This window comes from Pseudoalteromonas sp. SS15, assembly GCF_049257195.1.
Lineage (GTDB): Bacteria > Pseudomonadota > Gammaproteobacteria > Enterobacterales > Alteromonadaceae > Pseudoalteromonas.
Genome location: NZ_JBMMUD010000007.1, coordinates 189,122 through 203,706, shown reverse-complemented (window position 1 = coordinate 203,706; position 14,585 = coordinate 189,122). Strand labels below are relative to the sequence as shown.

General features: G+C 42.5%; 14 protein-coding genes. 9 read left to right on the top strand and 5 right to left on the bottom strand.

Annotation, left to right across the window (positions count from 1 at the left end; translation table 11 throughout):
• Positions 1-19: 19 nt before the first annotated feature.
• The 8 genes from AAEU28_RS15765 (at position 20) to AAEU28_RS15730 (ending at position 6,267) form a co-directional block, all read left to right on the top strand.
• Entirely contained in the window at positions 20-469 is a 450-nt protein-coding gene (locus tag AAEU28_RS15765) for a hypothetical protein (protein ID WP_421964990.1), read from the top strand.
• A gap of 262 nt (positions 470-731) precedes the next feature.
• Positions 732-1,163, top strand: coding sequence for a TraR/DksA C4-type zinc finger protein (locus AAEU28_RS15760; protein ID WP_083496615.1), 432 nt, complete (start codon positions 732-734; stop codon positions 1,161-1,163).
• Positions 1,164-1,282: 119 nt separating this feature from the next.
• Positions 1,283-1,783 (top strand): hypothetical protein, encoded by a 501-nt coding sequence (locus AAEU28_RS15755; RefSeq protein WP_421964989.1) that lies wholly within the window; start codon positions 1,283-1,285, stop codon positions 1,781-1,783.
• A 163-nt stretch (positions 1,784-1,946) separates the two neighbouring features.
• On the top strand, positions 1,947-2,786 hold the full coding sequence (locus tag AAEU28_RS15750) for a LysR family transcriptional regulator (RefSeq protein WP_421964988.1): 840 nt from the start codon (positions 1,947-1,949) through the stop codon (positions 2,784-2,786).
• A 161-nt stretch (positions 2,787-2,947) separates the two neighbouring features.
• Positions 2,948-4,093 (top strand): alpha/beta hydrolase-fold protein, encoded by a 1,146-nt coding sequence (locus AAEU28_RS15745; protein ID WP_421965012.1) that lies wholly within the window; start codon positions 2,948-2,950, stop codon positions 4,091-4,093.
• A gap of 75 nt (positions 4,094-4,168) precedes the next feature.
• Positions 4,169-4,939 carry a substrate-binding periplasmic protein gene (locus AAEU28_RS15740; protein ID WP_421964987.1) on the top strand — a complete coding sequence of 257 codons (771 nt, stop codon included), beginning with the start codon at positions 4,169-4,171 and terminating at the stop codon, positions 4,937-4,939.
• Between the two features lie 71 nt (positions 4,940-5,010).
• Entirely contained in the window at positions 5,011-5,922 is a 912-nt protein-coding gene (locus AAEU28_RS15735) for a TonB family protein (protein ID WP_421964986.1), read from the top strand.
• 126 nt (positions 5,923-6,048) lie between these two features.
• Complete coding sequence (locus AAEU28_RS15730) at positions 6,049-6,267, top strand: TIGR02450 family Trp-rich protein (RefSeq protein ID WP_421964985.1); 219 nt, start codon at positions 6,049-6,051, stop codon at positions 6,265-6,267.
• 65 nt (positions 6,268-6,332) lie between these two features.
• Here the strand turns inward: AAEU28_RS15730 and AAEU28_RS15725 are convergent, their stop codons facing one another.
• The 3 genes from AAEU28_RS15725 to AAEU28_RS15715 all read right to left on the bottom strand — a co-directional run bounded on the left by AAEU28_RS15725 (position 6,333) and on the right by AAEU28_RS15715 (position 7,458).
• Complete coding sequence (locus tag AAEU28_RS15725) at positions 6,333-6,563, bottom strand: helix-turn-helix domain-containing protein (RefSeq protein ID WP_421964984.1); 231 nt, start codon at positions 6,561-6,563, stop codon at positions 6,333-6,335.
• Positions 6,560-6,682, bottom strand: coding sequence for a hypothetical protein (locus tag AAEU28_RS15720; protein ID WP_421964983.1), 123 nt, complete (start codon positions 6,680-6,682; stop codon positions 6,560-6,562). Before AAEU28_RS15720 ends, AAEU28_RS15725 begins: the two co-directional genes overlap by 4 nt.
• 173 nt (positions 6,683-6,855) lie before the next feature.
• A complete protein-coding gene (locus AAEU28_RS15715; protein WP_421964982.1) occupies positions 6,856-7,458 on the bottom strand; it encodes a PKD domain-containing protein in 603 nt (200 codons plus the stop codon).
• A 184-nt stretch (positions 7,459-7,642) separates the two neighbouring features.
• Between AAEU28_RS15715 and AAEU28_RS15710 the strand changes: the two genes are divergently transcribed.
• Entirely contained in the window at positions 7,643-10,375 is a 2,733-nt protein-coding gene (locus AAEU28_RS15710) for a M4 family metallopeptidase (protein WP_421964981.1), read from the top strand.
• A 57-nt stretch (positions 10,376-10,432) separates the two neighbouring features.
• Here the strand turns inward: AAEU28_RS15710 and AAEU28_RS15705 are convergent, their stop codons facing one another.
• On the bottom strand, positions 10,433-12,553 hold the full coding sequence (locus AAEU28_RS15705) for a methyl-accepting chemotaxis protein (RefSeq protein WP_421964980.1): 2,121 nt from the start codon (positions 12,551-12,553) through the stop codon (positions 10,433-10,435).
• A gap of 140 nt (positions 12,554-12,693) precedes the next feature.
• Positions 12,694-14,400 (bottom strand): alkaline phosphatase D family protein, encoded by a 1,707-nt coding sequence (locus AAEU28_RS15700; protein ID WP_421964979.1) that lies wholly within the window; start codon positions 14,398-14,400, stop codon positions 12,694-12,696.
• Between the last annotated feature and the right edge of the window lie 185 nt (positions 14,401-14,585).

Genomic DNA, 14,585 nt, shown 5'->3' with positions numbered 1-14,585 from the left:
ATGTATTTAAGGATAAAACATGAAATTAGAAAACACGATAACTGAGCCAGTCAAGCTACCTCCAAGACAAGCGCCTTTTGATGATACAAAGCCTAAGACCGAGGCTACAGACGTCGACAGCGATGCTGAACAAAGTGAAGATGATAATGTCACGATTTCCATGGCTGGATTTAAAAAGCTAAAAGAAGAGTCTGAAGATCCTAAAGATAAACTCCCTTCACATATTAAAGAAATGATAAAGGCGATTGAGCGTTTAATCGAAATGATTGAAGCCGCTGAAGAAGCATTAGCTAAGGCCAAGAAAGCCGATTATCCCGATGATGATACCAAGCGTGATGTATTAGAAATGCATCAAAACCAGATAAATAGTTTAGAGTTTGCAAGAAATGATGCAATAAATGGCTTAATGGAGGCAATGAAAGAGGCGGGGATCTCTGAGCCGGGAATTATTATTGAGTTAATGCGATAAGGAGCTCAAGAGCCTAAATCGGATAACTAAAATGTCGTGTTATTTTTGAATGTCTCCGGTTTTTAGTGGACATTCAAAGTTGCTGTCGGGGGTTGGATAGCTTGTTTGCAGTTGGGAATTACAATCTAAGTCATCTGAGCACTATTTATCCTAATTTTGAATATTAGCGTTTAATTTATATCTCAAAAACTAAAATCTGCCACATCTGTTATGTTATAACAATTTAAATTGTCGTGTTGATTTAACAGTAGTGGTGAAGTTTATGGAAACAATGAGTGCAGAGTCTCTTGCTGAGATGGAACAAAAAATCATTAATGCGCCAGAAGAGGAGTATATGAATGACGAGCAGCTGGCGTTTTTTAGACTGAAGTTGGTAGAGCTTCACGATACGACACGTGAGCGTATTCGAGAAGCAAAAGAGCAAATGCTGAATAAACCTGATACTACAGATCCGTTAGATAAAGCGGCTTGGGAAGAGCAATCTAGTTTATTAATTCGTATTGTCGAGCGTGAGCAGCGCTTGTTGCCTAAGATCCAACAATCGCTTGAGCGTATTCGTCATGAAACTTATGGTTTTTGTCTTGAGTCGGGTGAGCCAATTGGCATTCCCCGTTTATTGGCGAGGCCAACTGCTGAATACAGCATTGATGTTAAATCAGTGATGGAAATGAAAGAGCACTTACAGAAAGATTAAAGTAGTCTTATAACGATATCGCGGTGCAATTTTGCACCGCTGTTTTTTAAAACCTCTCCACGACGACGCTCATTTCCTTTGCTAACATCAAGGTGTTTGCAACAAGAAGGAAAATTGAAATGCGTTACTTATTTATTTATATCAATGTATTGGCTTTGTTTTTTGTGGCGGGTGTGAGTGCATATCAAACGCAAAACGAAGCTGAAATTGAGCAGTTGTTTGCCAATTATATGGCGAAGTATAACCACTATATTCAGACCGGTGAGTTACAACATGCACCGGGTTTGTACCATCCGCAGGTGATGTTGGTGTCTGATAAGCGGATGCCAAGCGTGGTGACAGAGGCGCAGTTGTATAGCCAAATCGAGGTGTTTTTAGACTCACTGAAAAAGCGCGGTGTCAGCAAAGTGAATTGGCAAAAAGTCGACATTCATTTATTAAGTAACAATATGGCGCTTGCCAGCAATGTGGCGATTCGGTACAACAAACAAGGTGAAGTGGTCGACAGAGTGGGCGCGAGTTATACCTTATCAAAACAAGATAAGGGGTGGCGCATTGCGGCGTTTGCGGTACACCCGGTCGATAATGCTTTTGTATTTAATACCAATACTCTTAATTAAGCGAGCTATTTTGAGGCAAGGAAAACTTGTCGATAACGAGGCGGAAATTTTGCTATTTAGTTGTTCTAAAAAGAAATTTTCAACGAAGTTAGCGTCAGTTTTAGTCCCTCAAAATGATTGAGTATTATTGAGAATTGGTATTACCCAATAGTGGCGAGTGAAGATGGTAAACTGGGACGATTATCGACTGCTGCTAGCGGTGCAGCAAAGCAATAGTATACGTGCTGCGGGTGAGTGCTTAGGGGTGAATCACAGCACTGTGTCTCGGCGTATGCATAGCATCAATCAAAGTCACCCATTTAAGGTGTTCGAAACAACAGCATCTGGAATAAAAATCACGGAATATGGCGCAGTTTTGCTGCAAACTGCACATAAAATGCAAGACTTGATGGCTGAGCAGGCTCGTACCTTGGCGAGCCAAGATTTTTCACAAAGTGGCGCGGTGAGCTTGTCTTTACCGCCGGCTATTTTGCAGTTTTTATTACTCGACGAACTTGCGCTGTTCCAACAGCAACACCCCGATATTCGCCTTACCGTTTTTACTTCTTATGACTTTGCCAACCTCGACAGTGGTGAGGCCGATGTGGTTATTCGGGTATCGAACGATCCCGGCGATGAGCTAGTGGGTCACCGGGTTTTCCCTATTCAAGTCGGTTATTTTGCGTCGCGAGAGTATTTAGCTAATACACCGCCTGAGCAGCGGGTTTGGATCACTGGGGCGAATAGCGATTGGGTGAACAGTACGCCTTTTGCTGAGTTGCCTGTGCGTTATCAGGTTGAAGATTTAGTGACTCGACACACCATGGCGGCAAAGGGCTTGGGCATGATCCGCGGGGCCAGCTATATTGCCGAGCAGTACCCAGAGCTGGTGCCTGTGACTGATGAATTTACGCCATTTCAAGATCTGTGGGTGCTTACCCACCCTGAGCTTCGTGATACGCATCGTATTAAAACGGTGATGCAGTTTTTGTTAGGGGTTTTGCGTAAAAAAACGGTTAGATAAATACACTTTTTGTATATAAAGTCTATTTTAGAGCATAAATTGTTCCTTTATTAAACCCGATATTCCTGTTAAGTTGGATTTGTAAGTTACTTATTTTTAAAGGGTTAGTCGTGCATTTACTTAAACTTTTGGCACTTTCTCTTAGCTTAGCTCTGTCTGCAATGGTTGTTTCTCCGCTGGCGCTTTCTCAACCATCAGCAACCGAAGAACGAGCTGATTACACTCAGTTTACTCATGTATTTAAATCGAACATTTTAAATGAAGAGCGCACAGTCGTTGTGCAGCTACCAAAAAGTTATAAAGCTCAACCTGATAAAGTCTATCCGGTAATTTACCGTTTAGATGGTGCGGGTAACCTGCCTTTGATCACCTCAGTGCTTGAGCGCTTACAAAACGACAATGCTGCACCAGAAGCCATCATAGTGGCAATTGAAAATACCGAGCGATTGAGAGATTTATATCCGACCGTAAATGAAGAGCCGCAAGGCCCTGTTGGATTAGGGGGCGGAGGTAAAAAGTTTTTAGACTTTTTTGAAAAGGAGCTTATCCCACTAATCGATGAAAAGTATCGCACTCATGATTATAAAGTCATTGGTGGTGCATCGGCCGGTGGGGTATTTGCACTTTATGCGATGACCGAAAAGCCGACCCTGTTCCAAGCGCATTTAGCTTATAGCCCTGCGGTTTGGTGGAATTATGGCGCCGCAGTCACTCGCACAAAAGAGTTTTTAAAGAAAAACAAAACCCTCGATACTTATCTTTATATGAATATTGGTGAGGAAGCGGGTGTCATGCGTGAGCGTTATGACGATTTGCAGCAGTTTATTAAAGACAATAAACCGTTCAAATTGTCTTACGTGAATGATGCGCTTGATGGTGTCTCTCATAATCTAACGTCTGCGGCTGGCGCCTTTAATGCGTACCATAATCTATTTATGGCTAAGCAAATGCCGTTGAAAAAGCTAACGTACGACATGGCCTCGATAGATGCATATTACAAAAAGCTCTCTGAGCAATGGGGTGAGCAGGTCACACCACCAGATAATGCAGTTAGGCAGTTAGGCTATCAGCTCATCGGCATGCGCAATTACGATAAAGCTATTCAGGTATTCGCCCATAATACTAAGCTACACCCTAACTCGGTCGATGCTTGGTGGGGGTTGTCTTATGGTTATGAACAAAAAGAAGATAACAAAAAAGCGTTCGAGTTTTTAGAAAAGGCCGTCAAGCTCGCAGATAAGTCATACCCTTATTACGACATGCTAATGGATGCGCAAACTAGGCTCAAAGCAGCTGCTAACCTGTAGCTGTCAAGGCGGTTATAATAAAGCAAAATAGCGATTGCTGTTTATACTCAAAGGATGAGAGGTTTGAGCAAGTCAATGATGAAACTGATTTTGTTTTTCTGTTGTTGTTTAATTGCTTGCTCGGCATTGGCTGAGCGCCCTCGCTTGTCAGTCGTGTTTGAACACAACCCGCCATTTCAAACCATTGATGCAAACAATAAAGGTCACGGCCCCATAATTGATTTTGCGGAGCTATTAATTACTGTCGCGAAAGAAAATGCAGACTTTAAAGCTGAATTTAATGGTAAGCCTTGGGCGCGTATTATGGAAAGAGATGCGTACCACCCAAACATTCTTATTCTCTCTATGTCTAAAACCCCACAGCGAGAACCACATTTTACTTGGTTAACGCAAGTTTATACCGGGCAACAATATATTTGGAAAGTGAAAGGACGAGCTGATCCAGAAGGTAGGGCATTACAGGTTGCCGTTGAGCGAAACGCCCATAAAATGATGAGTATTAAACACCACTTCGGTGAAGATAATATACATAAATCACTTAATTCAGCTCAAGCATTACACGCATTATTGAAAGGGCGTGTCGACCGCTTTGTTGGCACTGTATTCGCCGTTTCTGGTAAGTTGCAGTCGCTTGGTCATAATATGAATGAGTTACAGCGAATGGCTAAATTTGATGACACAGGATTTGCGAGCCAGGGCTTATCGTTTGCACTTACACTCGATACAGATGAATACCTAGAAGCTGCGCTTCGTAAAGCGTTGAAAGATCCTAAAGTTGAACAAGCAAGGGCCAAATTGCAAAAGCAATTTGAAGCGTCTGAGCGCCAGCTTATGATGGGATTATAAAATAGAAGAAAAAGTAACCTTATGTTAATCTGCACCCACAATAGGTAATAGTTAGCAAAAGGAACTTTATAATGAAACAAACATTACTCGCAACGGCTGTATTTGCTGTGATGATATCGGGTTGTAGTACAACCACTCAAACTACCTCGGATCTTTGCAAGCCTTTAACTTATCAATGTCATAGTGGTTTAAAGAAATATTATGCCGGAAGTAAAGTGGGAAAAAAGGCAGCAAAAGCGCTCACTTTAGTAAGCAATGGGCAGACTGAGCAAGCAATTGAGTATCTCGAATCAACACATTCAACTAGTGCCTACGATCAAGCCGTGATAGCAAGACTATTAGCATCAGTGCACTTTCAGCAAGATAATTATCGTCAGGCACTAGAAGCGATAAGGATTGTTATTACCTCTCCAGAAATAAATGCAAATGAGCTGAAAAGTGCATTATTACTAGAGCTCGAGTTGCTGTATAGACTACAAGAATTCAATGAAATTCCATTAAAGGCTAAGGCGTATTTAGCGTATACCGAGCAATCTCAAGATACGAAATTGTATACTCTTTTAAGTTTAGTTAATGGATCAGATGAGCTTGAACTTAATTTGCTAGAGGTCTTTGGAGAAGGCCATGCCTTGAGTAAAGATAAGCAATATGAAGACTTTCTAAAAACAAGCTCAAAAGAGAGCACGTTGGCATCAGTTAATGATAAGCACTCACCTAAATTAAAGCGTCGTGTTGATCCTAGTTACCCTATCAGAGCAATAGAAAAAAAGATTGCATATGCAAAAGTAAATTACATTTTTGATTTAGATGAAACGGGCAGGCCTAGGAATATTAAAGTACTTGATGCGAGCCCTGATAGCACTTTTAACAAAGCAGGGATGAAAGCACTAAAGCAATGGCGATATTACGTTTCTTTGGATAAGAATAATCAAGTGATTGACGGCAAGGGGCTCACAGTGACCTTAGAGTGGATGTTGCAATAGAAGCTCTCTGATAAATTGAACAGCAAAGTTGCATTTAAGTTGGGGGTTAACGCGCGAACCAGGTTTATTTGAGCCTAATCGCTTCATATAACGTATGAACTTGTTATTTCGTTAAGTTTCTCTTTTATGCAACACACCCTTACCCCACGAAAACTATTAAACAGCAAATGGACCGCCGTTCACCCGCAATCAAAAGAAAAGCACTTTATGGTTACCAGTGTTGAATTTGATGAAGAAGGTCGCGTGATTGAATGCATTATCGAAGCTGTGATGACCAAGCGCGAAATCGAGATTAATTGGCGCGATCTAAAAAATCCAAAAGTGTGGAAAATGGGCTGGCAGTGAATTTGTAAAAAAATAGCGAGTAATCGTCGACTCGCTATTTTACCTAACGTTTGGAGGAGTTAGGGTTAGGCAGTTTGCTGGGCGAGCCGAGAGTCAATGCTGGCGATATTTGCCATGAGTTGCTCTTTCACTCGCTGCAGGTGTTGTTGTCGCTGTTCAGGGGCTTGTTTAGCAAAACGAAGTGCACTGTAAAGACTGCGCTTTGAGACTTGATATTTGTCGGCGGCTTGCGAAAGGCTTGACTCGCCGATCATCACGCTTAACATGGCCTCGTGTAAATCAATTTGTTTGCTCATTTCGCTTGCTCCTTGGTGCTTTTCGTTGCGTGCTTTTCTTCATGAATTGGCCACACACTGATATTTGAGTACCAGTCTAAGTGCCAAATTAACTGCATAGTTTGAACCAAGTTGTGCATATGAAAACCCCTGTAATAACTGCTTTGCTCCCTATGAATAGAAAGAGTTGTGCCAGATTTTTAAGGTTCTGATTTTATTTGATTTCTTGCTTTGTCGTTTAGAGCGGATGCACTATTTCTGTGAAGTTAAAGGTGGGTTTGCACTAAAAAGGGCCAAAGGCCCTGTAAAAAGCTCACTGTGAGTTTCTCCTTCTGAAAGCAATTAAGAACATACTAGGTAATAACCAAATCAACGAACCTCCGCCTCCTGATTGTGATGAGCTGTTATTGGGTGTTTCAGTGCTAGATGCTGCACTTATCGTGTAAGTGATTTGCTCATTGATAATCTCTCGACCATCAAAAAGACCACTGACATTCAGGGTAAAGGTACCCGCTTCAGTTGCTTCAAACTCATACGCTTCGCCCCTGAAATCTGTGTCATCATGAGTTTTCCAGACATAAGAAAGCTGCAGTGGTTGGGACGTTTTTAGTTGCGGCGTGAATGTGACTCGCTCCCCAACTTTCGCCTCAGTTTTGCCGGATACACTGAATGACTCAATCACAGGTGAGACTGCATCGACAAGATGCTGCTTGCTATAACTTAATTCATCATTGACGAAAGCTTTCAAAGTGACTTGATAAAAGCCCGGCTGTTTATATTCATGGTCTGGTTTGGCGGCGGTGCTGCTATTGCCATCACCAAAATCCCAATGATAAGCGGTAATATCTGAGCTATTGGCGAGCGTTGAAAAGGCAAACAGAGCAGCATACCCTATTACCTGTTTTATGCTAAACATTCTATATTCTGTCCTTAAATTAGAGAATTCCATGCACTAGAAATAACAGATTAATAGCGATTATGCTAGGTGTTAACTCTCTGATTAATATATTTGTAATTTACTTTTGTGCTCATAAGGGGTAATTTGGTTTGGTGGTTTTTTGCCCATAAAATACTGTTTTATTCTCAATAAGGACTTTGCTTTGAAGGATTATTTAAAGCCTAGCTTGTTCGCTTCTTTGTTTGTGCTCGCTATGCCTGCTACAGCCAAAGAAGCCTCTTATCACGCCGTACCTGCTATGATGGGTAACGCCAAAATGGGTTTGCTATGTGCTCAGGCGCCAGAATTTGCGAGTCGTGATTGTCAAACCACTGTGATACCCGATCATCCTCGAACTAGGGCGTTATTTCCCTATATTCCTGAGCAATACAACTTGCTGTATCGAGATGAGAATAGTCAGTTGTTTTCTAAATACAAAGGTTATCCGTTTGTTGTCAAGCATGAAAATGGTGTTTGCTCTTTAGAAAACGCCGCTGTCATTACCCGCCAGAATACAGTTGATTATCCGGTTTATAGTTACGCCTGTAATGGTGAGGCGATAGAGAGTGCAAACCTTGCTGGGGTTTTATTTGATTATATAGGGCGTGGTGCTTTTCAAGCTGAGAATGATGCACACTTTTATGCGGGTATTACCATGGACATACTGCATCAGCAATTTGCCCAAATGTACCCAGATTCAGCTGATGCTTGTTCAGCAAGTGCTGATTATTGCTTGCAGCAATTAAATGTTGTTGTAGATGGTAGTAGAGAGCCATATACGAGTGCTTGGGACGAAGGAAGGGTTTTGTTGGGAAGGGGAATTATCGGAAACGGTATTTTTTCAGATGCCACTTCGCTGGATATTATCGCTCATGAAACAGGCCATGCTTTGTTAACTTGGAACTCTGAAATTGGCTATGGAAATGGCGATACATCAGCGATTCAGGAGGCGTTTGCCGATCTAACTGCGCTATTCGTTCGCAGCGAGTTTTATAAAGGGTTACAAGCGGGTGATGAGCAAAACTACATAGAGTCAGATGCTTATCATCAATTATCAAAAGATGGAGGGGCTCATTATGTCATAGCATGGGATCGATATGTTCATAATAGGGCCTTGCGTTATCTTTACTCCCCCAGGACAGATGGTACGAGTATTGACGATTGGCGTGATATCGAAACTAAAACGCCTGGTCCGCATTACAAAGCGGGTATTTTAAATCGCTTTTTCTACCGCCTGTCAATTTCGGATGGCTGGGATATCGCAAAGACATTCCGTTTAACCATGAAGGCTGCGCAGTCATGTTTCACTGAAGATACCAGTTTTGAGCATGCTGCATTTTGTTTAATTGATGTGGCTGATGAACAAGACAAAGCGAGAGTATCGGCTAAGTTGCAAGAGGTTGGCTTAGTCCCGACGAATTCATTAGTAAACAATCTCGATTTTTCTATTGAGCGTTTATATACCTCAATAAACTATGCCTTAGCAGAGGTAGAACAAGCCGAGTTAAGTGCAGTGAATATAAGCCTTAATGCGCAACCTATTTATCAGTGGCAGTCAAACTTTAATACTCAGTCACAATTTAATGCCATTAAACAAGCGCAACTTAATTTAGATGCGGGAGAGCATGTACTCGCAATTGAAACTACGAACCAAGAGGGGCTTACTAAAACGGGTTACCGTTTATTAAGTATTTTTAATCAGCCAATCTGCCAGCCACGAACAGACACTGTGGTATCGAACCAGTTAACGGTTGGCACTGAAGATTTTGCTTTGACGCAAGGGTATGAGTTTTTAACGGTCAACGAAGCTTGGTATAAACAAGCTTTGGGTGATTTTCAATTCCATAATATACCTGCCAATAAAGTGTTATCGGTATTTTACGATCTAAATAGAGACCGTCAGTTTTCAGACGATGAAAAGGTACTAAGCACCACAGAGTTGGATACCGCCATTTCTTTGCCGAATGTTGATACCGTGCCCGGCGATATGTTAGTAAGATTACGCATTGATGATTCATCAGTCAGTGCATGTACAGCGAATGAGTTAAGTCAGTCTGTTGACTTGAAAGTGCACATTGAAGCGGGTAAACCTAGTACGCCAATAGAGTTTAGCTACAAGCAAGTTGAACAAACATTGCATCTTACTGTTTTGCCGGCTTATGGCGAGCAAGCTATGTTTCGTTGGATATTACCTGAGCAAATTATTGAGCAGACAGACAGTCAATTAGAGCAAGATGTGAATGCAAAAGGTGCATATGCTATATCGCTTGAGCATGTTGAGAATGACCGCGTGATTAGCCGAGCTGAAAAGCAGATTGAATTAATTGCCGATCCAAACTTAGTTATAGAATGTGAGGCGCAAAATACCAAATGCATACTGCAGGCAAGTCATGCAGAGTTGGCTGATCCTTTTGAGTATCAGTGGGTAATTAACAACGAGTCGTTTAAAAAGGAGAGCAATGCTCCTTTGGAATATGACTTTACTGAGTACGGCGAGTTTGACATCTCTTTAGTGATGTCAAAAGTCGACGGTACAGCTGAGTTTTCAACAAGTAAAAAAGTGTCTTTAAGCCAGCCTTTGCCTCATGAAAATATCACCATTATGGCGCGACAACATAATGATAGCGTGTCTCTTTCTATCGCTAATGCAGATCGTTTCGGTGAGGAGTATGAACTAATTTGGTGGCTCGACGGTGAAAAGTTCACAGCGAGGCAGATAGAAAAACAGCTCGCTCAGTTGGCAAGTGACTACGAGGTCAAGCTGCAAATCAGGTTGGCAGGTAAAGTAGTGAAAGAGGTGTCACACCGCGTTTATATGCATGCTGATATCGGTTTAGACTTCAAGTGGACAAATGACTCATCTAAACCCTTATTATTTTCGTTTCAGAGTTTATAAAAGCAGAAATAGTAAGACTAAAGGGGCCATTCGGCCCCTTCAAAGGTTTAAATGAGCCTAGGTTCTTAATAAGCCCAGTTGTGTGTTTTTGTGTTCGACCAGTTTCATTAAATCTTGTGCGGCATCTTCAATGGTGTCAGCCAATTGCGCGAGTTCGGCTGCCGCATCTGAAATCCCTGTCATATTTGCACTTAAGTCTTCAGTTACCGCGCTTTGTTGCTCAGCAGCAGTGGCTATTTGGGTAACTTCATTTGAGATATCATCAAGTGCTTGCACCATTTCACTCATTTGTGCCGCGGCGCTGCCACAATGGGTCATGGCATCACTGGCTTGTACAACTGAGCGTTCAATGATGTCTTCAGACGTTTTGACTTCATTTTGAAGATTATCAATGAGCTGGCTGATTTCATTGGTTGAGTCTTGGGTTTTTGAAGCCAAAGACCTGACTTCATCGGCAACAACGGCAAAGCCACGGCCTTGCTCACCTGCGCGTGCCGCTTCAATTGCAGCATTTAAAGCCAGCAGGTTGGTTTGCTCTGCGATTGAGCGAATAACATCAAGAATTTGTGTAATGTCGCTACTACGAATGGCAACCGCATTGATAGACTCTTTGGCGCTGGCAATTTGATCAGACATCACTTGCACAGAGTCGGATGCGGCAGAAATACCGCGCTCACTTTGTTTAACCTTTTCGTTGGTTGCATTAGTTGAAGCCGCTGCATTTTCTGATGAGCGAGCCACTTCGCTAGCGGTTGCACTGAGCTCATTGATGGCGGTTACCACACTGTCGATTTCCATATGTTGCATGTTTACTTTGGTTTTAATGTCCTCAGCGGCCTGCGAAGTTTTGGTCGATTGTTGATAAGAGTTGTTGGCGAGTCCTTTTAAATCATTCACCATATTTCGCAGTTTCTGTGTGAATAGGTTAAAGCCTGTCGCTATGGCAATGAGCTCTTCATGTTGTGTGACGTCGAGTTGTACGGTTAAATCGCCATCGTTACTCGCAAGATTCTCTACTCTGTCTTTGATGTCAGTTAGTGGGTCGATAATGCTCTTTAAAATCGCCACAGAAAGGGCCAATGCGATAACCGATGCGATAACCCCAATAAAGATCATGCTGGAGCCGACCGTCGCGGTATCTTCTGCTTGCTGTTCTGCTAACTCTTGTGCGCGCGCAAGCGCCAGATCTTTCGGTAATTCAATGACCAAGCTCCAAGTTGTATTGGCGACCTTAATTTCAATAGGCATAGTGAAAACAAGGTTGCTGCCAATTTCGAGTTGAGTTTGCTGTTTACGGTTGTCCATAATGGTTTTGCCCGCGTTACCCTGCAGAGATTCTGTTAAGGGGCGCGCAAGCTTGTCGTAGTGGCTTGAGCCGACGACTAATCCTATATCGCTGAGAATACTGACTTTGGCTTGACCGTTATAAAGCGATTTCGACACTTCTTCGGTGAGGGTCTGAAAACGTGGCAGGTTTATATCAACCCCGACCAAACCAATAAAGCGACCATTGGCAATAACAGGTACGGTAAGAGAGGTCATTAACTCAGAATTACCGGGTGTGATTTCATACAGGTAAGGCTCCATAATACAGGGCTTAAGGTTATCTTTGGCGCACAAATACCATTCGCTTTCTCTAAAGCCAAACTCATTGCGGGCATTAAGGTATTTTTCGCCCGGATCTTCAATTTGGTGTTGCGTGAATTTACCTGGTGCATCACGGGTAATATACACCTCCAATGAGCCAGCACCTGGGACTGAGTGGGTTTGCCCTGAATTGCTAAATTGATTATCTTTACCATCGTAGCCGTTGGCTTCGAATTGTGCATAGATTGACGACACCCCTTGGTTTTTTTCAAGTGCACCTAGCACCATTAAATACAGGCTTTGTCTTGAAATCGGGTTTTGTTCTGCTGTTTTAGCAATACCGCCAGATAGGCTATAAGGAATTTGATACTCCTTGTTGATATAACCGCTGACTTGCTCGGCATACAGCCTTGCTTTCGCGGTCAATCGGGCATTAATTTCATCTAAAACAACACTTTGTACACGCTCACTTTGCACCTGATTATTATTGTTGAGCTGAACCCAACTTATCGTGACCAATGAGGCGACAAGCAACACAAGTGTGATGGAAATAAAAGCGATTAGCTTAATCTTAATAGAGCGCTGATTCATATTCCTACCGTTTAATTATGAGATATTCGTTGCAATTACGAGGTATTACTAAATATAGACAATTTATGACTTTTTGCTGGCAGAGGTGGCGCCAACAGAGGAGGAAGATTAGCGAAGCGCCTAACCTTCCTTGTTGAGGCTTATAGCGAGTTCTGAATTAGGTTTTTATTTTCAACCCCAAATACTTGGCTATGTACGTCGCTGATGAAGTGCCATTGACTGTCAACATTATCAGGCGTAAATGTCAGTGTCATAAAGCCGCGTTGGTGGATGTTGGCAAACTCTAGGTCGTCAACCAAGAGTTCAAGTACCTTGGCAAATTCGCTGACCTGTGACTCTGGCAATTGTAGGTAATACTCTAGACCTGGAGAGCTCACCGATGGTGTCGCAAATTCATAACCGCATACATCGCCTTGTGCTGTACATAACTTACCTGACCAAGCGTTATGGGTATCGCCTGCAAGGGTAACGAGGTTTTTGTTTGCGGCTTTAGCTGTTTGTAATAAGACTTCACGCTCTACAGGGTACCCATCCCATGCATCTAAGTTATATGGTGCGGTAAAACCGATACGCATTTTATCTTGCTCTGTTAGCGTTGGGTCAGATGCTTGAGAGCGTGCTTTTAATTGCGCAAGTTCTGTCATTTGTGAAGCGATAGTAGGACTTGGGTTGGCCATGGCAACCAGTAACTCTGCTGGTAGCATCATTTTGGTCATTAATACTTGCTGACCTAAAACCTGCCATTTGGCATCTGAGGTTTTGATATTGTCAGTCAGCCAAGTTAGCTGCTGAGTTCCAATTAGTTGCTGACCGGGGGAAACCAGATCTGCTTGGAAACTTGCAGTATCTAACTGACCAGATGTTGGGTCAAAATAGTTCTGATAATCAAGCGGTTTAACGCGTGCTTCATGACGTGTGTCGAGCATGTAAAGGGACACCAAGGAGCCGAAGTCAAATTTTCGATATAGGCTTTCGGTTTGACCTGTAACGTATGGTCGAATAGGCATCCATTCGTAATAGGCTTTAAGCGCGGCCATTTTTCGGTCGGCAAACATGCCTTCATCGTCATTATGATTTTCAGCCCCATCTATATAGGCGTCGTTACAGACTTCGTGGTCGTCCCATACTGCAATGAAAGGCGCTTTGGCATGCAAGGCTTGCAGACCAGTATCTGTTCTGTATAGCGCGTAACGTTTGCGGTAATCTGTTAGAGAGATGAGCTCGCCTTGGTTATCTTCTGGCAGCATTCGACCAAGCTCAGTCGCTTTTTCAGTGGCGTATCCACCCATGCCATATTCATAAATATAGTCGCCCAAATGTAGCACTGCATCTAGGTCTTGCATTTTTGCTGCTTCAGCATAGGCATGAAAATAACCCGCAGGGTAATTTGCGCATGACATAACCGCCAATTTCACTTGCGACACATCTGTTTCAGGTAAAGTTTTAGTTTCGCCCATAGGTGACGGGCTCTCGTTGGCTTTGAAACGGTAATAGTAGCGGGTATTGGCTTTCAGCCCTGTCAGATCGACTTTTACTGTGTAATCGTTTTTCGCTAATGCAGAAAGTGACTCTGTAAATTCTATGTTTTCAAATGTCTTGTCTAGAGAGACTTCTAAGCTGACATTGACATTATTAGGTGTACCTTCAGGGGTAACTCGGGTCCACAAGATGACTCTATCAGTTAAAGGGTCGCCACTTGCCACACCATGATTAAACGCAACGGCAAAGTCGTTATAAGATGGACTTGAGTCATTGTGTCCACATCCAGTTAAAGATAAAGACACTGTGGCGGCGCCGACACCAGCTAATGCACTTTTGATAAAATCGCGACGTGAAAGCCCTTTCATGAGTTGTACCTCTTTATTGTTATATTTCAGAAAAGAGGCGATGTTAGAGAAGAGTTATGACATTTTTACGACTGGTCTTACCTTGTAATAAGTTATTCATGCTAGTGTCATATTTTCTCAGCCTATAATTATTAATGTATTGATTTATATTGTTTTAAATTGGCGATTTTTAGGGCTTGATTGGG